The sequence below is a fragment of the Bifidobacterium callitrichos DSM 23973 genome (assembly GCF_000741175.1).
Taxonomy (GTDB): Bacteria; Actinomycetota; Actinomycetes; order Actinomycetales; family Bifidobacteriaceae; genus Bifidobacterium; species Bifidobacterium callitrichos.
On the sequence record NZ_JGYS01000028.1, the window covers coordinates 1 to 22,898 of the forward strand.

18 protein-coding genes and 1 tRNA gene are annotated in these 22,898 nt (G+C 59.8%); 3 read left to right on the plus strand and 16 right to left on the minus strand.

Features of this window, described 5'->3' with window-relative positions:
• From argS to BCAL_RS11305, 7 genes are all read right to left on the minus strand, one after another.
• On the minus strand, positions 1-1,513 hold a 1,513-nt coding region (argS, locus tag BCAL_RS11275; RefSeq protein WP_043260141.1), incomplete at its 3' end, for an arginine--tRNA ligase.
• A gap of 367 nt (positions 1,514-1,880) precedes the next feature.
• Positions 1,881-3,305 (minus strand): amino acid permease, encoded by a 1,425-nt coding sequence (locus BCAL_RS11280; protein ID WP_043165819.1) that lies wholly within the window; start codon positions 3,303-3,305, stop codon positions 1,881-1,883.
• A 106-nt stretch (positions 3,306-3,411) separates the two neighbouring features.
• Positions 3,412-3,801, minus strand: a complete 390-nt coding sequence (locus BCAL_RS11285; protein WP_043165820.1) for a Rid family detoxifying hydrolase — start codon at positions 3,799-3,801, stop codon at positions 3,412-3,414.
• A 492-nt stretch (positions 3,802-4,293) separates the two neighbouring features.
• Complete coding sequence (locus BCAL_RS11290) at positions 4,294-5,265, minus strand: glycerophosphodiester phosphodiesterase family protein (RefSeq protein WP_160268287.1); 972 nt, start codon at positions 5,263-5,265, stop codon at positions 4,294-4,296.
• A 542-nt stretch (positions 5,266-5,807) separates the two neighbouring features.
• Positions 5,808-6,902 (minus strand): aldose 1-epimerase family protein, encoded by a 1,095-nt coding sequence (locus BCAL_RS11295; RefSeq protein WP_043165824.1) that lies wholly within the window; start codon positions 6,900-6,902, stop codon positions 5,808-5,810.
• Positions 6,903-7,144: 242 nt separating this feature from the next.
• Positions 7,145-7,220, minus strand: a tRNA-Asn gene (locus BCAL_RS11300).
• A gap of 176 nt (positions 7,221-7,396) precedes the next feature.
• Complete coding sequence (locus BCAL_RS11305; protein WP_043165825.1) at positions 7,397-7,828, minus strand: PH domain-containing protein; 432 nt, start codon at positions 7,826-7,828, stop codon at positions 7,397-7,399.
• A gap of 417 nt (positions 7,829-8,245) precedes the next feature.
• Between BCAL_RS11305 and BCAL_RS11310 the strand changes: the two genes are divergently transcribed.
• Genes BCAL_RS11310 through BCAL_RS12920 form a run of 3 tightly spaced genes read left to right on the plus strand, consistent with a single transcriptional unit; the run spans position 8,246 to position 12,233 of the window.
• Positions 8,246-9,385, plus strand: coding sequence for a restriction endonuclease PLD domain-containing protein (locus BCAL_RS11310; protein WP_043165827.1), 1,140 nt, complete (start codon positions 8,246-8,248; stop codon positions 9,383-9,385).
• A 13-nt stretch (positions 9,386-9,398) separates the two neighbouring features.
• Positions 9,399-11,243, plus strand: a complete 1,845-nt coding sequence (locus BCAL_RS11315; protein WP_043165829.1) for a Z1 domain-containing protein — start codon at positions 9,399-9,401, stop codon at positions 11,241-11,243.
• 12 nt (positions 11,244-11,255) lie between these two features.
• Positions 11,256-12,233, plus strand: a complete 978-nt coding sequence (locus tag BCAL_RS12920) for a restriction endonuclease PLD domain-containing protein (protein WP_081887456.1) — start codon at positions 11,256-11,258, stop codon at positions 12,231-12,233.
• A 35-nt stretch (positions 12,234-12,268) separates the two neighbouring features.
• Here the strand turns inward: BCAL_RS12920 and BCAL_RS12925 are convergent, their stop codons facing one another.
• From BCAL_RS12925 to BCAL_RS11350, 9 genes are all read right to left on the minus strand, one after another.
• Positions 12,269-13,324 (minus strand): DNA cytosine methyltransferase, encoded by a 1,056-nt coding sequence (locus BCAL_RS12925; RefSeq protein WP_081887457.1) that lies wholly within the window; start codon positions 13,322-13,324, stop codon positions 12,269-12,271.
• A gap of 1 nt (position 13,325) precedes the next feature.
• Positions 13,326-13,721: a helix-turn-helix domain-containing protein gene (locus BCAL_RS12930; RefSeq protein WP_202961964.1), complete on the minus strand. Its 396-nt coding sequence runs from the start codon at positions 13,719-13,721 to the stop codon at positions 13,326-13,328.
• A 144-nt stretch (positions 13,722-13,865) separates the two neighbouring features.
• Positions 13,866-14,147: a hypothetical protein gene (locus tag BCAL_RS11320; protein ID WP_043165831.1), complete on the minus strand. Its 282-nt coding sequence runs from the start codon at positions 14,145-14,147 to the stop codon at positions 13,866-13,868.
• Positions 14,148-14,226: 79 nt separating this feature from the next.
• Entirely contained in the window at positions 14,227-15,303 is a 1,077-nt protein-coding gene (locus BCAL_RS11325; RefSeq protein ID WP_043165833.1) for a GH25 family lysozyme, read from the minus strand.
• Positions 15,304-15,397: 94 nt separating this feature from the next.
• Entirely contained in the window at positions 15,398-15,745 is a 348-nt protein-coding gene (locus BCAL_RS11330; protein ID WP_043165835.1) for a hypothetical protein, read from the minus strand.
• Positions 15,745-17,136 carry a hypothetical protein gene (locus BCAL_RS11335; RefSeq protein WP_043165836.1) on the minus strand — a complete coding sequence of 464 codons (1,392 nt, stop codon included), beginning with the start codon at positions 17,134-17,136 and terminating at the stop codon, positions 15,745-15,747. Before BCAL_RS11335 ends, BCAL_RS11330 begins: the two co-directional genes overlap by 1 nt.
• A gap of 10 nt (positions 17,137-17,146) precedes the next feature.
• Positions 17,147-19,198, minus strand: a complete 2,052-nt coding sequence (locus tag BCAL_RS12430; protein ID WP_052119134.1) for a phage tail spike protein — start codon at positions 19,196-19,198, stop codon at positions 17,147-17,149.
• 16 nt (positions 19,199-19,214) lie between these two features.
• On the minus strand, positions 19,215-20,060 hold the full coding sequence (locus tag BCAL_RS11345; protein ID WP_043165839.1) for a hypothetical protein: 846 nt from the start codon (positions 20,058-20,060) through the stop codon (positions 19,215-19,217).
• Positions 20,060-22,876, minus strand: coding sequence for a phage tail protein (locus BCAL_RS11350; RefSeq protein ID WP_052119135.1), 2,817 nt, complete (start codon positions 22,874-22,876; stop codon positions 20,060-20,062). Before BCAL_RS11350 ends, BCAL_RS11345 begins: the two co-directional genes overlap by 1 nt.
• Positions 22,877-22,898: the final 22 nt, after the last annotated feature.

The window sequence follows — 22,898 nt, forward strand, 5'->3', positions numbered from 1 at the left end:
CGAGATCGGAGCCCTCGAAGGTGACGCCCGCGGCCTCGGCGTTGCGGTCCACGTTGCAGGAGCGCGCATGCGCGTACTGCACGTAGTACACCGGGTTGTCGTTGGAGTGGGAGGCGAGCAGGTTCAGGTCGATGTCGACCGGCGAGTTGTAGTCGGTGCGTGCGAGCGAGTAGCGGGAGGCGTCCACGCCGATCGCCTCGACGAGGTCGTCGATGGTGACGACGTTGCCGGCGCGCTTGGACATGCGCACGGCCTTGCCGTCCTTCATCACGTTGACGAGCTGGCCGATGAGAATCTGCATGTTCTCGCCCGGCTTGTCGCCGAACGCCTCGCACATCGCCATCATGCGGCCGATGTAGCCGTGATGGTCGGCGCCGAGCATGTAGATCGCGACGTCGGCCGGGTTCTCCGGGCGGTGGCGCTTGTTCCAGTAGTACGCGATGTCGGCGGCGAAGTACGCGAACTCGCCGTTCGACTTGATGATCACGCGGTCCTTGTCGTCGCCGTGGTTCGTGGACGCGAACCAGGTGGCGCCGTCCTTCTCGTAGATGTCGCCGCGATCGCGCAGCACGGCGATGGCCTTGTCGACCTCACCGTCCTGGTAGAGGCTGTTCTCGTGGAACCACACGTCGAAGTGGACGCGGAAGTCCTTCATCGACTTCCTGATCTCGTCGAACATCATCGGCACGGCGCGCTTGCGGAACTCCTCGCGCAACGCGGAATCGGACTCGCCGATCGGCTCACCGTCGGCGTTGAGGCCCTGATCCTCGTGGTCGAGGGCGGTCAGGTCGACGCCGTCGGCCTTGGCCTCGGCCTCGACGCGGCGGGCGATCTCGTCGATGTACGCGCCCTTGTAGCCGTCGAACGGAGTCTCGGTCTGGTAGCCCTTGTCACCGAGGTCGTTGTCGTGCGCCCACGCGGCGACGAGGGACTTGGCGAAGCGGTTGATCTGCTCGCCGTGATCGTTGAAGTAGTATTCGCGCACGACCTTGGCGCCGTTGGCCTCGAGCACGCGGGCCATCGCGTCGCCGGTGGCGGCCCAGCGGGTGCCGCCGATGTGGATCGGGCCGGTCGGGTTGGCGGAGACGAACTCGAGGTTCAGGGTCTCGCCGCCGAGGTGGGTGTTGCGGCCGAACGAGGAGACGGCCTCGCCGACCGTGGAATCGACCTTCGGGGCTTCGAGGATCTGGTCGACGACGGCCGCGGCGGACGCGGAGTCGAGGGTGATGTTGATGAAGCCGGGGCCAGCGACCTCGACCTTGGAGATGCCGTCGGCGGCGGTCAGTTCGGCGGCGAACAGCTCGGCGAAGTCGCGCGGCTTCATGCCGGCCTTCTTGGCCAGCTGCATCGCGGCGTTCGACGCCCAATCGCCGTGGGCGCGGTCCTTCGGACGCATCACGGCGAATTTGGCGACCGGGGGGATGAGATCTTCGGTGAGCTGTCCGGCCTTTCCGGCAACGACAAGCTCGTGGGCAATACGCGAAATGAGTTCGCTCAACGCTTCAGGATTCATTCTTACCATGGTACCGGGCGCGCTGACAGCCCCGGAGACATCCCAAAATCCCCCGGAGCCACCATGGGGAACCGGAGACACCATGGGGGGCACCAGGGACCCCATGGAGACACCGGAGACACCCAGTTCCTCACAGTTCTCCCTAGTTCTCCCCGAGTCCCCTTATGCGAACGTCACAAATTACCGAAATAACCCTTGATCTCGGGAATATGTGACGCTTCCTTTGGCTCAGCGTCACTTATTACCGAGGTTCGGGATCATCTCGGGAATATGTGACGCTCCCTCTGGCTCAGCGTCACTTATTACCGGGTACTGGAGAAATCTCGGGAATATGTGACGCTTTCACTGTCAGCGTCTGGTGTCAGCGTCACTGATTGCCGAGATCGGAGCGACGATGGCGGTTGAGGAGGTGATAACCGAGATAGCACAGGGCGGTGAAGGGGATCATATAGTACAGCGTCGTGCGCTGGGTGTCGTCGAGGGCGACGAGGACCAGCGCGCCGATGCACATCGCGATCGCGAGCCACGGCAGCACCGGGAATCCGGGGGCGCGATAGCCCAGTTCGTCGGGCGTATGACCGGAGAGTCGCCATTCACGGCGGAAACGGATGTGGCACACGCACACCGAGAACCACACGACCAGAGTCGCCAGTCCAGAAACGGCGACCAATACCAGATAGACGGTCGATGCGGCGACGACCGACGACAGAAGCGCGAGCAATGATCCCGCCATCGAGAAGAGGACGGCCCACACGGGCACACCGTGGAAGTTGGTTCTGGCGAATCGGGCCGGGATCAGCCGCTCCTTGGCGAGCGACCACACCATGCGCGAGCACACGTACAGGCCGGAGTTCGCGGCGGAGAGCACCGCGGTCAGCACCACGAAGTTCATCACGTCGCCGGCGAACGGCATGCCGATCGACTGGAAGACGAGCACGAACGGGCTGGTGTCGACGCCCGACTTGTGCCACGGGATCAGGGCGGCCATCACGGCGATCGAACCGATGAAGAAGATCGCGAGGCGCAATACGGTCGTGTGGACGGCCTTCGGGATCGCCTTGGACGGATCGCGCGTCTCGCCGGCCGCGACGCCGACGACCTCGGTGCCGGAGAACGCGAACACGACCGTCAGCAGCGTGGAGAAGACCGGCGCGAAGCCGTTCGGGAACCAGCCGTCGGCCACGAAGTTGCCGAACAACGGCGCCGAATCGTAGCCGGCGATCGGGATCGCGCCGAAGATCGCCAACAGGCCGATGACGATGAACGCGACGATCGCGAACACCTTGATCGACGCGAACCAGAACTCCGCCTCGCCGTAGAGTCGCACGGACAGGATGTTCAACACGAATACGACGGCGATGAACACGGCCGACCACACCCATGTGGGCGAACCGGGGAACCATCGCTGCATCAGAAGTCCCGCGGCGGTGAACTCGCTGGCGAGCGCGACCGCCCAGTTGAGCCAGTAGAGGACCGCGATCACGAACGCGGTGCCGGGGCCGATGAACCGCTTCGCGTACATGTGGAAGCTGCCGGCATACGGCATCGCGACGGACAGCTCGCCGAGCGAGACCATCACGCAGTAGACGAGCAGCGAGCCGACCGCGTAGGCGAGGATCGCGCCGAGCGGGCCGGCCTGGTGGATCGTGTAGCCGGAGGAGACGAACAGTCCTGTGCCGATGACGCCGCCCAGGGAGATCATCGTCAGGTGGCGAGACTCCATCCGTCGCTCGAGTCCGGTGGGGGCGGCGTCGCTCCCGTTTGCGTCCCTGCCTGTGCCGGCGTCGGTCATGGTGCTCCTTCCGTACGTCATCCGTGCGATGACGTACGTCATGATAGCAACGGGGCGACGCCGGCTCGAGTCAGTCCGGGATCAGTCCGGGATCAGTCCGGGAGATTCACAGGACGGCGATCGCGTCGATCTCGACGAGCGCGCCCTTGGGGATGTCGTTGCCGCCGATCGCGACGCGGGCCGGCTTGACGGAGCCGATGAACACCTCGGCGTAGCGGGCGTCGACCTCCTTGAAGTCCGCGACGTTCTTCAGGTAGATCGTGGCGCGGCAGACGTGCTCGATGCCGGTGCCGGCGGTGTCGAGGATGTGCTTGATGTTCTTCAGGGCCTGCGCGGCCTGCTCGCCGGCGGTGTCTCCGGCCAGTTCGCCGGTGGCCGGGTCGATGCCGAGCTGGCCGGAGACGAACACGAATCCGTTGGCCTTGACCGCCTGGCTGTAGGCACCCAGTGCGGCCGGCGCCTCGGAGGTCGCGACCGCTTCCATCTTCTCGCTCATATGCGCTCCTTCATATCATTGGTCGACCATGGCGTCCTATCGTCCATGGCGGCGTACGCTCCCCGGGACTATCCACGGTCGGACCACACGAACCGTACGTTACCCGTCAGCGTAGCGTACGTTCGTTGCGGCGGATGGGTCGATGACCACGTTTTGCGTACGCCGATCATCGACCGCACCGCCATCCGGCGTACGTTCCCGGGGACTATCCGGCCCGAGACCACGGACGCCGTACTCTCAGTCGCTGTAGGCGTACGGCCTCGGGGGCTATCCGGTCGACACCCCAAGAAAACGTATGCTGAGCCGCGGTCAGCATACGTTTTTATGGGATCATCGGGATAATCCCCCGTTCCGCGTACGCTGACCGCGGTTCAGCGTACGTTCCACGAGATCAGGGCTCCCGTAGCCCCCGAAGACGTACTCCCCGATCATGGGCGGAAGGGACGAAGGTCGTCAGCATGGAGGATGAGTGTTCAAACCGAAGAATGGACGTTAGTTGCTTGATACCAGGCCGGTAAGGTGCTTCAGGCCCTCATCGTCGACGCGGATCTCGTGGCGGGCCACGGTGTTGACGACCTTGCGGGCGTTGCCTCCAAGGATGCCGTCGGCGCCGAGGCTCAGGGTCGTATTGCCCTGACGGTAGTCGTCGCTCACTCCGGCGAACACCGGGATGTTGTCCCTGCGGGCACGGGCGAGGACCCCGAGGGTGATGCGATCGCCGCGCATGACGACGAAGCTCGAGTCCTTGGGCCATTCGATCGTCGAACCGGGCACCGGGCTCACGCATTTGCCGACGGACCAGTCGGGGTGACGCTTGTGGATCAGGGAGACCGCGCGGTCGGAGGTGGACATGAGCATCGTGCGATCGGCGAACTCCGCCTCCTCAACTTGCGCCATCACGGCGTCGGTGAGGGCGGGCGCGTGACGGTCGTCGGTCTTCAGATCCAGGAGGAGACCGGTGTGGTCGTTGGCGTGCTGCGCGGCGCCAATGGCCTGCGCGAGGGTCGGAACATGGTAGTCCTCGCCGTGCTGGCGCATCGGCATATGCTGCAGCTCGCGCGTGGTCAGGTCCTTGACCCGCACATCGACATGGTCGGCGGACAGTCGCCCGGTCTTCCTGTCGTGGAAGACGACCGGCGTGCCGTCGGCGTCGAGTCGCACGTCGATCTCGGAGTAGTCGGCGCCGCGTGCGCCCGCGTTGGCGATGGCGCGCAACGAGTTCTCGGGCGCGGAGTCGTCGCCGCGGTGCACGATCGCGAGCGGGCGCACGAACCAGTCGGAGGACGGCGGTGAGACGACGCTCCCATCGAGCTCGCGTCGGCGCAGGTTCGCCGCCAATGCGATGCCGGCGACGAGCGACAGGGAGATCAGCAGCACAATGAGCTGGATGAGGCAGTTGCGGCGGATTCGGGAGCGATCACCCTTTTCGCATAATGCCGCCGTGACGGCCGTTCCGTCAGACAAGACAGCCGACGGGACAACCGCCGGACTCTCCACCACGGCGTCGTCTCCGGTACGGGTGTTCATCCCGTCTCCGCGAGTCATTCCATTCGTCATCGCACACCTCCTGATGAGTCCCGCCGAACGATGACGGCCGGAATTCCGTTCCAGCTGGGAATCCGCTGGAACCCGTTTCCGCGGATTCACCTCCCGTTCAGCCTGCTGCGGCTCATTATGGAGCGCGATGCCGGTGATCGCCATGGTTTCCCAGGCAAGTTCATGGGTTAATCAGGGTATTTTTCAGGGTCGCCCCGAAACCCCTACAGTCCCCTACTCGGAAGGATCATCCCTGCGGATGATGGCGGAATGGTGATGCAACGGAGCGAAATGACGGGGGGACGACGAGGGGCGGAACGACGGACTGCGGACGGGACGACGGACGGGACGACGGGGGGCGGAACGACGAGGCCCCGACGGAACGTCCGTCGGGGCCCTCATGCGGCATGTGAAAGACAAGTTACCGAATCACCAAGCTGCGCGCATGCACTGCTTGCGCGAGCAGCGCGTCACGCACCGAGCACCGCGTCGCGGCGAGCGGTGAATTCGTCGATCGCCGCATCGCCCTCGATGACGGTGAACGTGATGGTCTTGCGCTCGCTCGCCTGCGGGGCGAGGGTGTGCAGGTCGCCGCGTTGCTCGTGCCAGCCGCGGCCGAGCACGCTGGAGTTCGACGGTTCGAGGCCGACCACGTAATCACCCGAACCCATCGACTTCCATTCCATGAAGTACGGGAAGTCGGCGGCGTCGAATTCGATCTTCAAGCCAAGGCCGAGCCTGCGGTTGACGACGCCGGCGAAGCTGCGGCCGTCCGCATCGGCGGCCAGATCGTGCAGATACACGCTTTCGGGCTTATTCGCGACGGGCTCGCCGATCCGGTTCCACGGGGTGTCGTCGGCGGCGGTCGTCTCGTCGCGCGGCGTGGCCTTGCGGCTCGGGATGACGACCTCGGCGCCGTCGTCGAGCAGCGGCCAGCCGACGTTGCAGTGGTACATCCACATCAGCGGCTCCTCGCGGAAGCTCTCGTTGGTCACCTCATCCTCGACGGTGATCGTGGAGGTGCCGTACACGGAGGTGATCGTGCGGCGCAGGACCATGTTCTCGCCGAACAGCTCGGCCTCGCGCATCTCGCCGGAGACCTTGAGCACGTAGCGGCCGTCGGCGTCCCAGTAGGCGTCGGAGCTGACGTGTTCGGCGGGCGTGGTGCGGATGCGGCCGTGCATCGGGAAGCTGCCGGCCGGATACTTCGAGCCCGCCGGGGTGACGTAGGGGGCGCAGATGTTCTCGAAGCCGCAGGTGAAGAACAGGCCGCCCATGATCGAGCGCTGCGCCTCGAGACCGTTCGTGTCGAACTGGTTGCGGCCGTTGAGGCCCGGCTTGGACAGGAACGTCAGGTTCTCGCCGCGGTATTCGATCTGCGCGATGTCAAGCGCGCGATCGGCCATCGACATGAAGCGCAGCGGGCCGTTCTTCACCTCGATCGCCTTGAGGCCGTGGGAGCGGCCCTCTTGGTATTCGATAGGACGCGTGTAGGCCGCCTGCTGGATGCTGCCCATGTGGGCGAGCATGTCGGCGCGGGTCGGATTGTCGTGATGGATCAGCATGATTCGTACCTCCTTGTGATCAGCCTGATCGCCGTTTGTCTGCCGGTATGTACCGGTATGTGCCGGCATGTGCCGGACGCCATTGTACCTGATGCGAGATGCACACGGTAAGCGCTTTCCGAAAGTTGGGGCGCCTCACCGCAAACCACCCATCAGCTCCGCCTCGAGAACCCCTTGACAGGGAGCCACCCACTACGGGAGTCATAATACAAAAGAACCCCGGGGCAAGCCCGAGGTTCTGATGGCTCCTGCGGCTGGGCTTGAACCAGCGACCGTCCGATTAACAGTCGGATGCTCTGCCAACTGAGCTACGCAGGAATATGTTCCCTGTGAACAAGATTGCTCTTGCGCACAAGTCACATAGCATATACGAACTTTCGCAGAATGCAAATCGCGTGTCGCGATCGCCGTGTCGCAACCGTCATCCACACCATTCGACCACGCCATTCGACCAGGCGGTCAGGCAACCGCCTCACTCATCCGCACGCAGCCGCCTACCTTCCACCATCGTCATAGCCGCCGTTGTAACCATCGTCATAGCCACCCTCGTACGAACCGTCGCCCATGTACTCGCGAGCGCTGACGCGATTCACGTTGCGCGATTCGTCCACGGCACGCTGGATGACGCGGCGCACATCGAACCCCCGGACGACGTTCTTGAGGACCAGCTGGCCGCCGGACGACTGGTCTCGCGTCTCCAGCGTGATCGTCGACAGGCCGAACAGACGCTGCAGCAGCGTGCGGGTAAGCGTCAGATCCACGACACGGAACAGCTTCGTCACATCGTAGGTCTCGCGAAGGATTCCCGACTTGACCGCGATCTCATCGTTGGTCAACGTGTACGTGGTGAAGGTGAATGGCGTACGACACCAGTTGCGTTTGCGCTGCGACCAGATGATATCGCCATCGGCCATGCTGTTGGACATCGCAGGTTCCTTTCGTTGCGAACCGGTACACCTCCATCGTACCGGTCGCCATTGCCAGCATTCGCCATCGTATGCAGCCCGACATGGTGGGCCCAAAGGGGATCGAACCCTCGACCTTCTGTTGAGAACGAGGGTTAATTGACTCAAACGCCTCAGATTTGTACACCTCAAAACCGTTGAAAAATCAACGTTTTCAGGCTTTGCTGTTTTTGGTTGGCTTGGCTCGTTCAAGCGGTTCCGAGAGGTCATCGTGTCTGAATCGTGTCTGGAAACGGGGTCGACGAAGCACTTCGCAGGTCTACTTGCTACGCAGAGAGCGTAGTCGACACGCCGAAAGAGTGAGTGCAATCTGAAAGATCACACTCGCGATGCACAAGTAGAATAAGTATAGATAGACGCTTCAGAAAGGCCTCAGTCATGACACTGCTGTACTCGACCATTCCTCCGCTGAAGACCACTCCGGGTCAGGAAACCATCAATGACGCCTTTCATCGTCTCGCCAAGGAATCCGACGAGATCTCTGTGGCGGTCGGATATATCAGCAGGCTGTCACTTGCCGAACTTGATGACGTGGTGGAGACGAGCAACATTTCACGCGTGACGCTCACTATTGGCATGTACAGCGCAGAAGGCATGCCAGAACGCTCATACCACGATGCAAGAGCTCTTAATCGCAAGTGGCAGAGCAAAGGAATCGGCGAAATACGCTTAGTGAGGTCATTTGCCTTCCACGGCAAGCTGTACTACTTTGCCTCAAACAATCAGCCGATTGCAGTAATCAACGGTTCAGCAAATCTTGGCGTAATCAAGACAGAGGCATCCAACCTGCGTCAGTATGAGGTTGCTTCACTTGTAGAGAATATGACTGAAATTTTCAGTACGAAAGCACTGATTGACAAAATCAATGCCTCACCCATATCCGAAAACATCGGCGAGATAACCGATTTGAAGCTCATCCGTGAGACGAACTTCGACCTTGGCAAATCTGATCTTGCAGAGCCTGTTACCAAAGAAGATATCGATATATATCGAAAGCACCAGACTGCGCTCACCTTCCTGCTACCCCTTAAAGTACCTACGGAAGCTGAACGTATAGCTGGAACGGGTAGCAAAGACAGTTGCATGAAGTCTAATATCAATGTTTGTTACGCCGCTCCAAGGAGTGCCCGCAAATCGCGCGATTGGTATGAAATCCAGTTTACTGTTGATAAAGAGATCACTACTCAGCCTGGCTATCCTCAGAAGAACGTTCCATTCATTGTCATTACCGACGATGGATATAGGTTCAAAGCTCACACAACAAGCGACGGGAACAAACAGTTCAATGCAGTCGGTGATGAGTTGTTGCTTGGCCGATGGCTGAAGGGACGCTTAGTAGCGGCCGGTCTAGTGTCACCCGTTAATGACACCATGAAGGACACTGAACGAAAAGGCATGATTACACGAGAAATGCTAGATGAATATGGTTGCCACCATCTGCGTCTCACCAAGACGGATAAAACAGTAGAGGATCCAGAAGATGGAACTCTTGACGTCTGGACGCTGTTCTTTGAGTAAAGGATCTTAAACGATGAGCACGAATTATCTGGAAAACTATCTCAGTAAGATCAAAAATGCCGGAAACATCGAGCTTTCGGAATCAATACGTAAAACTACGGAATCATTCGACGAGAAGTATCTCTCGAATTATTCCTTTGCGACACATGAAGTCGGACTACTGTTCGGCAATGTCCAATCCGGAAAGACCGGACAGATGTTCGGTATTATGTGCAAAGCAGCAGAGAGCGGCTTCTATGCTTTTCTGCTACTGACAACAGATAATACTGTACTTCAGCAACAGACGCTCAATCGAGTGAAACGAGATCTTACTGATTTTCTGGTCTGCGATGAGACTGACTCTGGACTATTCATCGACAACCAATTGCAGAAGCCCGTTGTTGTTGTACTTAAAAAGAATTACAGGGTGTTACGACTTTGGGCGAATGTATTTAATACAACACAGTTTATGCAGGGAAATGCTTTGTTCATCGTTGACGATGAGGCTGACGCAGCTTCGTTGAACACGCTCGTCAACAAGGACAAACAATCATCGATCAACAAATATATAAGCTCCATCAAAGACGAAGGAATGTGCAGTATCTATCTTCAGGTAACAGGCACTCCGCAATCTTTGCTTCTTCAGACGGAGCAGTCTGGATTCAAGCCAAGCTTTACGCATTACTTCGAGCCGGGCAAATCATACCTTGGTGGTGATTTCTTCTTCCCTGCAAGCGGCAAGCCCGACTGCATCACCTATCTCTCTGCAAGCAAGACAATGACACGTCAGGTTGTGCTGAGACACCTCGCTGTTTCTGCACAGCTTCTAGCAACTGGATCCACTGTCTCAAATTGTCTGTTACACCCATCTGTGCGACAGAACGTACACGATAAGTTTGCCAAGGAAATTCGAGATTCACTTGAATGGTGCCGAGATAACCTTGAAGGGGATTTCATATCCGAACTTCATAAAGTCTATGACGCGCTAACACCCACTAAGCATGAATTAATCAACTTTAAAGAATTACTTCAATCAGCCAAAAACATAATTTCCGATGAGAACAATACCAAAGTTCTCATTATGAATGGCAAATATGACGTCACCGAGGATGATTACAAAACCGGCTGTAATTTCATAGTCGGAGGCAACACACTAGGAAGAGGAGTCACTTTCCCGGCCCTGCAGACAATCTATTACACACGAATCGCTAAAAAACCACAAGCGGATACCATGTGGCAACATAGCCGAATGTTCGGCTATGACCGCGATCCCGGTATGATGATGGTCTACATTCCACAGGAACTGTATAAATTGTTCTCAGACATCAACGCTACGAACAATTCCATTATTTCTCAGATCAAACAAGGTATCCAGCCGCAAATATATTATCCCGAAGGTTTGTCTCCGACGCGTGGTGTCGTCTTGGATGATCGACATGTGAGTATTCTTTCTGGAGGTACGAATTATTATCCGTCGGATCCGGATAATTCAACCCTTGAAGAGATCACAAAGATGCTTGCAAGCTTCAGCGATGAGACGCCATACTACACAGTCAGCCTGAAGCTGATTGAAAAGGTGCTTGAACATATCGTTCCAAGCTCGGAGTTCAGGCTCAGTACTTTTGAGTCAATCCTAAAGATGATGCTTGCCGACAACCCTGGGCAACAGGGAATTCTAGTGGTTCGTCGGAACAGGGACGTAGCACAATGGACTGGCGCGCTCCTTTCCCCAAACGATTGGAGGACAAGCAATTCGTTCCCCGGTCACGTTGTGCTGACTATGTATCAAGTTACCGGTAACAAGGGATGGCATGGCAAGAAGCTATGGGTGCCTAATATCAAGCTCCCTAACGGTAAGGTTTACTACGACGAGAATTAAGACGACAGCTCTATGATTAGCAACAACCTAGCAGAGACGATTCTGCTTTCTCCTCTAGATACTGGAGCAGACACTATCAATATTGTAGCCAGTAGCGCTACTCCAACCATGGCTTCTTGGTATCTCACCACGCTACATGAAAAGAGAGAGCAGGAAAAGAAGCAACATAAGCATACAATTCCCTGCGTTCATATCAACTTGGTTATAGGAATGACGTCAATGGACGGTATTCCATCTTCTTGGCATAACGAATTTAAAGAGCTACATCATTGCAAGCAACTCGCCACTATTGATGATTTCTCATGTAGCTATGTATACGAAATGCCAGCCGTTAGATCTAATCTTTACGTCTGGACTAAGGAAGGAAATCCTACTACGGCATTCATGGGATCCGCACCATTTTGCCAAGACGCCTTTCTTCCTTCGACAGTTGAAGACATAATGGAGCCAGTGGACCCAAAGGAGTCTTTAGTTTTTTATGACACTATATGCAATAGATCTATGTTCTGCACGCACGCAGAAATCGAAGAGAATGTACGTGTAAAGAACGATGACCTTACACTTACCGAGCTATCATCTCAAACTGCTCTCGAACATGTAACATTGTCGCTTTTAACGAAAGACGGTACTATAGGACGCAAATCAGGTTTGAATTGGGGCCAACGTGCCCACCGAAACCCTAATCAGGCATACATACCCGTGCCTATTGAAATTGCCCGCAAGCGCTTTTTCCCAAATGAAAAACAGCAATTTACTGTGCAAACAGATGACCACAAGAGCCTTATTTTGAGACTTGAGCAAGAAAAAGATAAAGCGCTTACTACCCCTCTAAGTAATTCATTACTCGGCGAATACTTCAGAAGAAGGCTTGGCGTAGGAAATGGAGACTTTGTAACCGAAGAAGATCTATATAGATATGGTCGAACAGATGTCACATTTACTAAAATCGACGAGGAACAGTTCTACATGGATTTTTCGCGTCCTTGTTGAGTGAGCCTAAAAAGGCCCACCCAACAGTCCGGGCCCTACTCGTTGATATTAGGATCAACAGAGGGATAGGATATACCCGCAAAGCATTTCAATATTGCCTCAAAAATGATTTGCGCCCCTCGGCAAGGAACCGCCATTCCAATCTGCTTCCTGACACTTTCCTTACTGCCCTCAAAAACATAGTCATCGGGGAAGGTCTGCAACCTAGCGCGCTCACGATTGGTCAATGCGCGCGGCTCCGACCAATGATACATGTGCGTTCCACCGCCACCACTACCAGTGACTGTGTATGAAGGCTTATCCGGATCTAGTCGTTTGTAGATCTGACTAATCTGGGCACCTCGTATATTCAGACGCAAGTCTTCCGGCAAGTCGGCAGTAAAAGCATTTTCCCCCGGTTTGATGTAGTTAAGACGTTCAATAACTCGCGCACTCTGTTTTGTTGGCTCATTATTGGCAACACCCTTTGGCATCGGCTTTTCTAGAGCCGTACGACAAGTATTATCGACATCTTTATACGGTTCAGGAGAAGGCACCTTATATTCTACGTCTAGATCTTTGCGGATGCCGACGATAATAATTCGATGCCTTGCCTGAGGAACACCATATTCTTCAAACTTGAACAGATGAGGCGTCACAACATATCCGGCATCGCGCAGTTCAGATAGGATCTTTGTAAACGCACGACCGTCATTAGCATTACGCAAACCCCCCACATTCTCCGCGAGAAACCATTGAGGCTTGAATAGTTTCAGCGCTTTGACGCCATAAGAATAGAGCGGACCATACACGCCGTCCATACCTTTTTGTTCTCCAACAACGCTGTAATCATTACACGGGAAACCAAAAGCCAAAGCATCGATTGGTTTTGGCATCAACTTCGACATATCAAACGTACGAATATCGGCATGATAGACAGTCTCCGGAGCATCTGGACAGATGTTCTTGCAATACGTTTTGCAAGTATCTGCATCATAATCGTTAGCCCACTGATGCACAATGCGATAATTAGGGTTCCCGATATCGGCATGTGTCGCACCCCAAGCAATACCGCCGGGACCACAAAATAGCTCACCAAGCTTGAATATCATCTCATTCTCCATATTTCGCACTTACGGGATCGACCCGCCTCTTCCGCTGTATAAGAAAGTCCACAAAAGCCTGAACGTGCGAAATATCTGCACTATCAAGTTGCTCTAGTCCAAGCACTGCAAGGGGCTGCCTTATGTCCTCATCTGTCAAGCATCCCGACGCCTTAAGCAATTCAAGGGGATGGAACCCGAGTTCTCTAGCTATATTGCAAAGAATCTGGCAGTTAGGAGTCTTCCTTTCACCTCGTTCAATTTTTGCGATTTCGCTGTCACTCGTACCACATGCATCGCCCAAGGCCTGCTGAGAAAGACCACGCTCGTTACGGCGCGCCTTAATCATTGAGCCTAAAGTTGCCATGCAGACCTCCAAATGACTATTTTTGCTGCTCTTTGTCAAGATTATACACCATATCGCTGCCAAAAAGCAGCAATTCCTCAGAATAATCACTTATTGGAGGCAAGCGTTCTCATCCTTCGGACAGCAACCCGCAAGAACGCTTGCCAATGAGGGCGTCTAGTCGCAAGAACTAGTTTTATAGATTCAACGGTTTGAATCCTTGCTCAGCTTGCCGCTGAACGCTTGGTTCACCAACGTGTATACGGCTTGGGCGACGCCGATGACGCCGGTGAGGACGATGCCCCAGCCGTAGCCGTGGAAGCCGTTGGTGGCGGCGATGGCGACGACACCAAGCAGGACACTGACGCCGAGGCTGGTCAGGCCCACGTAGTCGGCGGGGATGTACTTTTTGAACGCCTGCACGAGCGCGGGCGCGACGAGGGCGACGATGCCGGCCGCGAGGGTGGTCGCTGCGGAAATATCCATAAGGTTCTCCTTGAGTTTGTTCGGATATGGAAGGAGCGGCCTCCGGCGTGGTGCCGAAGGCCGCATGCGGACGGCGTGCTTAGTAGCGCAGCTGCTGTCCGGGGTAGATGAGGTTCGGATTGGCGAGGTTGTTGAGCTGGGCGACGCGTTGCCAGCCGGATGCGCCGAAGATGCCGCTCAGCGTCTCTCCGCGCTTGACGACGTGGATCCGCGTGCCCGCGCCTGTATTCGCGGACGGTGTGCCGCCTCCTCGGTAGGTGACGGTCTGGCCGGGCCAGATCCTGTTGATGTTCCCGCTGGGTACGCTCCATGCGGTCACGGGCCATAGTCCGGTGCGGGCGGCGATGCCGCTGATCGTGTCGCCGGAACGCACCGTCACGCTGACCCCGTTGCCGGTGTCCGGCCGGGACGGCTGTGGCACGGGGTTGTTCGGCTTCGGCGTGGGTGTCGGTGCGGGTGCGGTGGTGTGGCCGTTGGGGTTGGCGTACTTGTTCCACTGCGCGGCAGTGCCGCGGAAGTAGTTGAGGTCCAATGGTCCGGCGTATCCGTTGATGCGTCCGTTGGACGTGTACTGTCGCATGGCCTCGCCGTAGCGTCCGTAGTTCCATGGACGCGTCTGGTAGCCGGTGGCGTTGTTGTTGGCGTACTGGGCGACCCACAGGCCGCAATGGGCTCGCACGTCACTCGGGATCTGCCACAGGTATGCGGCGCTCGTGTAGACGAGTGGCCATACCCCGGTGCGCGCGTGCACCCTGTTGACGAACACGCGGATCCAGTTGGAGCTACCCCATGCGCTGTTCTGGTAGCTTTCCCAGTCGAGTACGAGCACCGCGGATCCCAAGTACGGGCGGATGGTGTTCACGAAATAGTCGGCCTCGGCCGTGGCGTTGCCACCGCCGGCGTAGTGGTAGAAGCCGAGGCTCTTGCCCCGCTGCCGCACGCACTGCGCCTGACTGGCCATGTACCCGTTGGTGAAGCCGGTGCCCTGAGTGGCCTTGACGACGGCGAAATCATAGTCGGCGGTGCACGTGACGGTCGGAGACTGCCAGCCGGACACGTCGATGCCGCGCATGTCGGCCATCGCGCTGGGCGTGACGGTGAGCATGGCGAGCAGCAGCGCGAGCGTGGCGAATAGTCGGTGTGTGATCCTGGACATGCCTTTGTCCCTCTCTTTACGGGGAAAGCCCCACTGCGATCTGGCGTCGCATGGGGCTTTCCGGTTGTGACTGTTCGGTCTGTTCTGTTGTTCTTCAGTTATGCGGGTGACGGTGGGGCTGGTAGTTCCAGTCGTCGGTGTCGAGCCGGTGCCGGTAGTCGTCCTCCAGTTGCTGGACGCGCACGTGGCCGGGCCCGTTGCCGCCGCGCTCCGTGTACGCCTTGCCGGCATCCAATTGGTGCTCGTGCTGCATGCGGCTCGTGGTGGGAAGGAACAGGCTCTGCCTGTAGATCTCCAGTTCCAATCGGCGGATGGTCGGAGAGTCGGCGATGGCCTGTTCGAGGTTCCTGCGCTGGTCGATGCGCCGCAGCAGCCATGAGACCAACGAGGTGACGGCGCCGCTGCCGATGACCGCGCACAGAATCATCACGGCATTCGGCATTACGAGGGCACCTGCCTGACTATGTACAGGACACCGCCTGCGTAATCGTTATCGTTGGTGAGAGTCACGGTATCCGTGGATGTGACCTTGTATGTCTGGATTCTGCTGGCCGCGCCACGTGCCTGCTGGGTCGCCACCACCTTGTACTGGAAGCGGGGATTATCGAGTCTGCTGAATGTGAAGGCGAACGAGTCGCTACCGGAGTAGGTAGGCATAGGCGCATTGGTGTACACGCTGAATGTCTTGCCTGGCTCGAACACGCACGGGACTCTGCCGGTAAGCGCGCCGATCGGGGTGGTGTTGCCGCCGACCGCGAAGATCCCCAGTACGGCATCGATCTTGTCGAGGCTTGCGAACGGGACGGATGCCACAAACGAATAGATGTAGTATTCCGTGCTTGAAATCTTGACCGCGCATCGATAGTCGAAATCGGGAACCGGGTTCCCGTATTTCTCCGTCAGTTTTATCCCGTCGTTGCCTCCTGTCTTCAGCGAGATGCCCGTCGAATCGGCCTGCAGCCCCTTGCCGGCCTTGACTCCGACTCCGTAGGAATCCACCGTGATCGGGCCATAGGCTGACGGTTTGACGGATAGGTACCCGCTGCTGTCCATTTGGAGTCCATTGCGGATTTGTACGGCGTCTCCGGGGTCGCCTTTGTCGCCTTTCTCGCCTTGTTTGCCGCGTGGCAGTCCGAGGGCGATGGTGGTGTCCCCGTTCGTGTCCGTGCCGGTTGTGACGGTGGGTGTGGCGGTGTCCAATGCGGTGGCGGTGACGCTGCTGATCTTGCTGCCGCGCGGGATGCCGAGGTTGAGTTTGCGTTTCAGCCCGGTGCCGGTCAACGCGCCGGTAGCCTTTTTCGTTGGGGTGAGCGTGGTGACGGTGCCGATGTCGATGCTGGCGGTGTCGATCAGTTCCTGCGCCTTGCCGATCGTCTCGTGCAGGTCCTTGAGCGGGTCGGCGATCTCGGGGGCTTTGGGGTTGATGCGGGAGGGTTCGATGATGACGGGGATGTTGCGGCTGGCGATCACGTGCCAGTCGGCGTCCTCGATCTCGATGCCCACGACCATGCGGTCGGACGCCTGTTGCAGCAACGCGGCGGGCACGGGCGTGGTGAAGCTGACCTGATGGACGCCGGTGGCGTTGTCGGTGTTGTTCTTCTTGCTCATGTCCGCGTATCCGCCGCCGCTGGACGGATCCGTGGGGTCTCGGTTCCATGTGAGTCTTGCTGACAGGCCGTTGAGGTCGTCCACGTCGTCGCCGCCGTTGGTGATGTTGAATTTGAGGATCCGCCCGTCCCGGTCGCCGGCGTTGAGACGGATGGGCGGCGTGTAGTCGTTGGCGAGGTCGAGGGTCGTCTCGATCGTCCGGTACTTCTCTATCTCGTAGGCCATGCATGGTTCCTTACTCGGTGGGTTCCTGTTTGACGAACGTGCCTTCGGTGAACGTCCACGTGCCCGACGCGTCCGTGAGGGTGATGGCGTCGCCGAGGGTGATGGCGGTGTCCCCGTGGTGGAACGTGATGCCGGACGTGGATTGGCGTATGGCCTGCGCGTGCGCGTCCGCGATGGTCGCAGCCTTGTCCCAGTCGGCTTGGCCTGCGGTGACGGTTTCCGTGGTCGCATCCCATTGGGGTTGCCGGGCGGTCAGTGTCGCCGTGGTCGCGTCCCACGTGCCGGACTTCCTGTTGAGGGTGTCGGTGGTCTGGTTCCAGACGGTGGCCTTCGCGTCGAGCGTGTCTGCCGTGGTGTTCCAGCGGTTGCCGTTGTCCACGACGGTCTGGGCGACCTGATCCCATTTGGATGCGTTCTGGGTGATCTGCTGGCTGCTGGTGTTCCATGCGCCCGCGTTCGCCACCACCCGGTCGAGGCGTTGCTCGGCGTTGCGGTTGGATGCGGTGAACCGTTCGATGATGTTGCCGATCGTGATGACCGTGAGCGCGGGGTCGAGCAGGTCCTCCTCCAGTTGGAGCACGCGGCCGGACAGGCGCAGGTCCGGGGTGAAGGTGGTGTCCACGAGCAGCACGCGGTCGCCGAGGGCGACGCCGGTGGTGTTCATGCCGGCGTGGGTGAAGGTGAGCACGTCGGCCTCGTAGCTGACCGTGGGCGTGCTGCGCCGTTTCAGTTCGGCCTTGGTTTCGTTGAGGAGCTGCTGCTTGTCCTCGCAGTCGCCGTTCTCGTAGATGCCTTCGGCCGGGTGGATGCCCGTGGTGGTGACCTCCGAGAGGGACATGTCATCGAGGTAGATGGTTCCGATCGGGTTCTCGATCCAGACGCGGATGGCGCTGCATTTGGCGTGGGTGGTGAACCGTCGTGTGGTCTTCGTCCACCGGCCGGTGTTCACGGGCGGGTCGAGGACGATGTTGGAGGTCGGATACACGTTCACGTTCTGCGTGATCTTCATGCTGCACGACTGGCCGGCCGCCCCATGCGTCCATAACGTGAGTTGGTATTCGGTCGCGCCTTTGACGTCGATGTGGTCGCAGATCGCGGACGTGGCGCACGTGCTGGTATCGGTGCCCATTCTGAGCATGATCTTGCCCTCGTATGGGGTCACGTCGCCGTCCTGTTTGACGAGCGCGTCGAGGAACGCGCTGTTGGGGATGAACAGCCATCCGTCGCCGTATTTCCTCTCGAACCCGCCGCCCGTGACGAGGTTCTTGCCCATGGTGCTCACGCTTGGTCCGGGCAGTCCCCAGATGGCGGTGGCGGCCGGGTCTTCGACGTAGGGCTTGCCGTTGTTGATGTCGGAGAAGTCGATGCGTCGCCCGTAGCCGCCGGTCTGGTTGCCGTCCTCGTCGGTGGCGGGCAGTCCCTTGCCGTACCCGTAGAGGCGGGTCTTGACGCCGGTCGCGTCCACGGTTCGCGTGATGCCCTTGAGGTCGTGCCCGTACTCGAACCGGCGTGGTGTCGCGCTGGTCTGGTCGCCTTGGGTTTTGACGAGGCTCAATGCCCGGTCGGTGACGCGGGTGTGGGCGGCGTCCATGAGGTAGCTGGCGGTGATCTCCAATCCGAACGTCTCCGCGATGGATTCCACGGCTTCGAGCACGCTCACGTGGTAGAAGCTCAGGTCGGCGGTGCCGTCGCCTTCCACGGTGCCGACCGTCCACCGTGTACCCTCCAATGCCTTGGCGAGGCATTGCGCGGCCGTGGCTCCGCGGTTGCGTTTGTCTTCGATGAACGTGTCGTCGAGTTCCTGGACGCTGCCCTTGCATACGAGGCTGGTGATGATGCGGGTCTCCTCGCGCCGGTGTTCCGGGGAGACGACGATGGCTTCCTGCAGTCGTCCGCGTGGGTCGGTGAACACGAGCCGGTCGCCCTTGCCGATGTCGCTTTCGCCGGTGGCGGTGACCTCCAAGGTGCGAGTGCCGTCCACGCCGCTGGTCCATGTGGCGGACGTGATGCCGGTCAGGTCGGTTTTCGGCTTGTCCCACCGGTCGAAGCACGCGAAACGCATGGATTGTCTCCGTTCGTTAGATGAGCCATCGCGGCGTGTAGGTGACGTACTGCGTGTACTGCTCCACGTTCGTCTTCGGGCCTACGGTGCCGGTGAACGTGGCGTGGCCGGGCGGGACGGTGGGATAGTCGTCGTCGATCGCGATCGCCCGCGCCTCCCCCCGCCACGTGGTCTGACGCTGTTCGCAGTCGATGACGAGCAGGTGCGGGTCGTCCCAGAGACCGGCGCCGGTGAGCGTGTTCGCCACATGCACGCTTTGCCCGTTGGCGGTGAAGGTGTGGGTGGTGGCGACGGGTGTCACGTCGTCCACCTTCTCGTCGATCAGCTGGTGGAACACGGGCGGCGTGGGCCGGTTGCCGAGGATCCTCGCATGCGTCGGCTTGCCGTCCAGCTGCATGTCGATGCGCTGTTCGGGCCCGTACGCGTAGGGTTCCGCGTCCAAGGCCAGCGTGCACACGCTCCATTTCAGGACGCCGCTCGCGTCGTGCCGGTCGGTCCATGCGCCGACGGCCAATCGTCCCCGGTATTCGCCGAGGCCGGTCAGACCTCCCATGCGGACGTGCCGGCCGTTGCGCCCGCCGATCAGGGTCTTGGCCTCCTCGATCTCCAAGGGGTCGCCGGCCGCGGCGACTTGGATGGTGATCTCGCGGCGTTCCATGGCCGGGTATCCGTATGGGTCGGTCAGGGTCGTGTCCCAGCCGCCGGAACGTCCGGGCGCCGCTTGGAATGCCGTCACGGGCGTGGATTCCCCGATGCTGATGCCGCCGGCGAGGGCGAACACGGCATGATCGCCGAGGTGTTTGCCGTCGATGGTCAGCCGGCTCTTGTCGAGTGTGAGGCCGCGGATCCGGTTGGTGTTCACTAGTAGCCCCTTGCCCTTCGATTGCCGAGCGCCTTGTCGATGGCGGGCGCGAGCTCGCCGGCCATCACCCCGCTGTCAAGCAACAAGCGCATGGCCGGCAGGGCCTGCAGCGCCTCCGAGACGGCCGTAGTGATGTCGTCCCTCGTCAACGGCCGCGCGCCGTCGGCGCTGGTGTTGGTGTCGTGTCGGCTGGTGTCGTCGGTGATGGTGTGGATGCGGGTGGTGCGGGTCACGTCAGCATCCGCCTCCATTTGGAACGGATGGTCGCCGATCGTCGCGTCGAACGCGCTGTAGGCTTGCCCGGCGAGGCTGGTGGCGGCCTTGCTGACGGTCTTGGTGGTGTCGATGATGCCGTTGGCCAGTCCCCGGCCGACCATGACACCCACGGTGTCGCGCATGAGCTTGGACGGGGATGCGATGCCGAAGAAGCTCTTGACCGCGCCCCACGCGTTTTTCGCGAGGCCGACGATGGCGTCCTTGATCGCGCCGCCCGCGTTCATCAGACCGTTCTTGATGCCTTCGATGACGTTGCGGCCGAGCCCGCCCCAGTCCACGTTGGTCAGCCCGTCCCAGATCGCCCCGATGATCTGCGGCAACGCGCCGATCAGTTGGGGTATGGCCTGGATGATGCCGACGACGAGCTTGCCGAGCAGGACGAGGCCGGTCTCGATGATCTGCGGCAGGTGCCGGCCGATGCCGTTGATGAACCCGCTGATGATCTGTGGCAACGCGGCCACGAGTTGGGGTATCGCGTCGATGATGCCGGTGATGAACTTCAGCAGCAGGTCCACGCCCGTGGTCAGGATCCGTGGCAGCATGCCGAGGATCCCGTCCACGAAGCTGGTGATGATCCGTGGCAGTGCGGCGATGAGTTGGGGCAGGGCGTTGAGGATGCCTTCGACGAACTTCGCCAGCAGGTTCAGGCCGGATTGGATGATCCTGGGCAGGTTGTCGATGATGCCCTGCACCAAGGTGACGATCATCTGCATCGCGACCGGCAGCAGGGTCGGCAGCGCGTTGGCGATGCCGTCCACCAAGGAGGTGAGGATGTCGGCGGCGACGGTGAGGATCTGCGGCAGGTTCTGCGTGATGCCCTGCAGCACCGAGGTCAGCAGTGTCAGCCCGGATTGCATGAGCACGGGCAGCTGGGTCGTGACCCAGTTCTGGAATTCGGTGATGTATCCGGGCAGTTTGACGGTCAGGAACTCGGTGACGTGGGTCTGCAACTGTCCGCCGAGGCTCTGGTTCAATGCGCCCAGCGCGACGACCAGCGCGCCGATGATGGCCGCGATGCCGAAGTACTTGAGGAAGTTGGCCGGGTTGAAGAAGTTCAGGAACATGCTCCCGATCCCGTGCAACCCCGCCTGTATCGGCCCGGCCAGCGTCGAGCCGAACCCTTGGAACGCGGTGCCGAAGGCGCTGGTGACCGGTGAGAGGAACCCTCCCACGCGTCCCGCCAGCGTCTGGAACGGTGCCGCGAGTTTCGAGCCGATACCACCGATGCCCTGTTGCAGGGGCACGTAGACCTTGCTGTCGAACATGCCGACGAGCGTCGAGCCCACGTCGCCCAGTCCGCTTCTGACACGGTTGGACATCATGCCGAAGATGCCGCCGAAGTTCGCGTCCACGAGCCCCAAGGCGTTGCCCCACCGGGTGCCGATGTCGGTGAAGATCCCGCCCGCGCCGGCGGCGATGCCCTTGAGCTTGCCGAAGTCGCCCTTGATGGTGGAGACGAGCATGCCCGCGCCGTCGCCGGCGAGGGTGAACGCGTCGAGGATCTGCGGCGTGTACTGGCCGATCACGGTGAACCCGGCGAACGCGCCCACCAGCAGGCCGGCCTGTTCGGCGAGGTCCTTGACGGTGATGGACCCGTCCGCCAACCCGTCGGCGAGCCGTTGGATCCATGGGGTGACGCGCTGCACCGCGCCGGCGAGCTTGGAGCCCAACTGGTCGGCGAGCGGCTGGATGGCGGTGTTCACCTTGTCGATGGCCGGTGTGAGCACGTTGAACACATCCCGCAGGGCGTTCAGCGCGGGGGTCGCGGCCTTCTGACCCAAACGGCTCAGCGCGGCCTTGACGTTGGCCAATGCGCCGCTGAAGGTCTCGCCGGCGGCCAAGGCGGCTCCGCCCAAGTAGGTGTCCATGGCGGTGGCGAACGTCTGGAAGTCGATCTTGCCTTCCGACACCATGTCGGACACGTCCTGCGTGGAAACGCCCAACTGGTCGGAGAGGGCCTGCAGGACGGGCACGCCACGCGAGGTGAGCTGGAGCATGTCGTCGCCCTGAAGCTTGCCGCGCGCCATCACGGAAGTGAAGATCGCGCCCGCGTCACTGAAGCCCATGCCGGCGATCTGCGCGGTATCGCCCACGGTCTTCAATACCTTGGTGAGCTGTTCGCCAGGCTTGATGCCGCTGGCGACGGCGCTGGCGGCGACGGTGGCGGCCTCGTCGAGCCCGTACGCGGTGCCCTTGACGGCCGCGTTCGCGTTGGCCATGATCTCGGTGATGGTTTCGGTGCTGTGGCCGAGGCCCTTGAGTTTGGCTTGGGCGTTCTCGATGTTCAGGGCGCGGGCGAACCCGCCCTTGGCGGCGAGGGCGGTGATGCCGCCGCCGATCGTGGATAGGGCGCCGAGGCCGAGTTTGCCGATGGTGGCGAAGCCCTTGCCGGACGCCTTGACGAGGCTGGTCGAGAGGTTGCCGCCGAGCTTCTGCCCGGCGGGCTTGAGGTCGATGCCGCCGAGTTCGGCGGCGATCCTGTTCTGCGCGCCCTTCAACGTGGGGACGATGTTCACCCATGCGGTCGCCAACGTGGCCATATCGTCCCCTCTCCTCGTTGAA

Bases quoted from the DNA above. Each gene is read 5' to 3' on its own strand.
- BCAL_RS11280 (WP_043165819.1), bottom strand. From the start codon at position 3,305: ATGACCGACGCCGGCACAGGCAGGGACGCAAACGGGAGCGACGCCGCC.
- BCAL_RS11285 (WP_043165820.1), bottom strand. From the start codon at position 3,801: ATGAGCGAGAAGATGGAAGCGGTCGCGACCTCCGAGGCGCCGGCCGCA.
- BCAL_RS11295 (WP_043165824.1), bottom strand. From the start codon at position 6,902: ATGCTGATCCATCACGACAATCCGACCCGCGCCGACATGCTCGCCCAC.
- BCAL_RS11305 (WP_043165825.1), bottom strand. From the start codon at position 7,828: ATGTCCAACAGCATGGCCGATGGCGATATCATCTGGTCGCAGCGCAAA.
- BCAL_RS11310 (WP_043165827.1), top strand. From the start codon at position 8,246: ATGACACTGCTGTACTCGACCATTCCTCCGCTGAAGACCACTCCGGGT.
- BCAL_RS11315 (WP_043165829.1), top strand. From the start codon at position 9,399: ATGAGCACGAATTATCTGGAAAACTATCTCAGTAAGATCAAAAATGCC.
- BCAL_RS12920 (WP_081887456.1), top strand. From the start codon at position 11,256: ATGATTAGCAACAACCTAGCAGAGACGATTCTGCTTTCTCCTCTAGAT.
- BCAL_RS12925 (WP_081887457.1), bottom strand. From the start codon at position 13,324: ATGATATTCAAGCTTGGTGAGCTATTTTGTGGTCCCGGCGGTATTGCT.
- BCAL_RS11320 (WP_043165831.1), bottom strand. From the start codon at position 14,147: ATGGATATTTCCGCAGCGACCACCCTCGCGGCCGGCATCGTCGCCCTC.
- BCAL_RS11325 (WP_043165833.1), bottom strand. From the start codon at position 15,303: ATGTCCAGGATCACACACCGACTATTCGCCACGCTCGCGCTGCTGCTC.
- BCAL_RS11330 (WP_043165835.1), bottom strand. From the start codon at position 15,745: ATGCCGAATGCCGTGATGATTCTGTGCGCGGTCATCGGCAGCGGCGCC.
- BCAL_RS11335 (WP_043165836.1), bottom strand. From the start codon at position 17,136: ATGGCCTACGAGATAGAGAAGTACCGGACGATCGAGACGACCCTCGAC.
- BCAL_RS12430 (WP_052119134.1), bottom strand. From the start codon at position 19,198: ATGCGTTTCGCGTGCTTCGACCGGTGGGACAAGCCGAAAACCGACCTG.
- BCAL_RS11350 (WP_052119135.1), bottom strand. From the start codon at position 22,876: ATGGCCACGTTGGCGACCGCATGGGTGAACATCGTCCCCACGTTGAAG.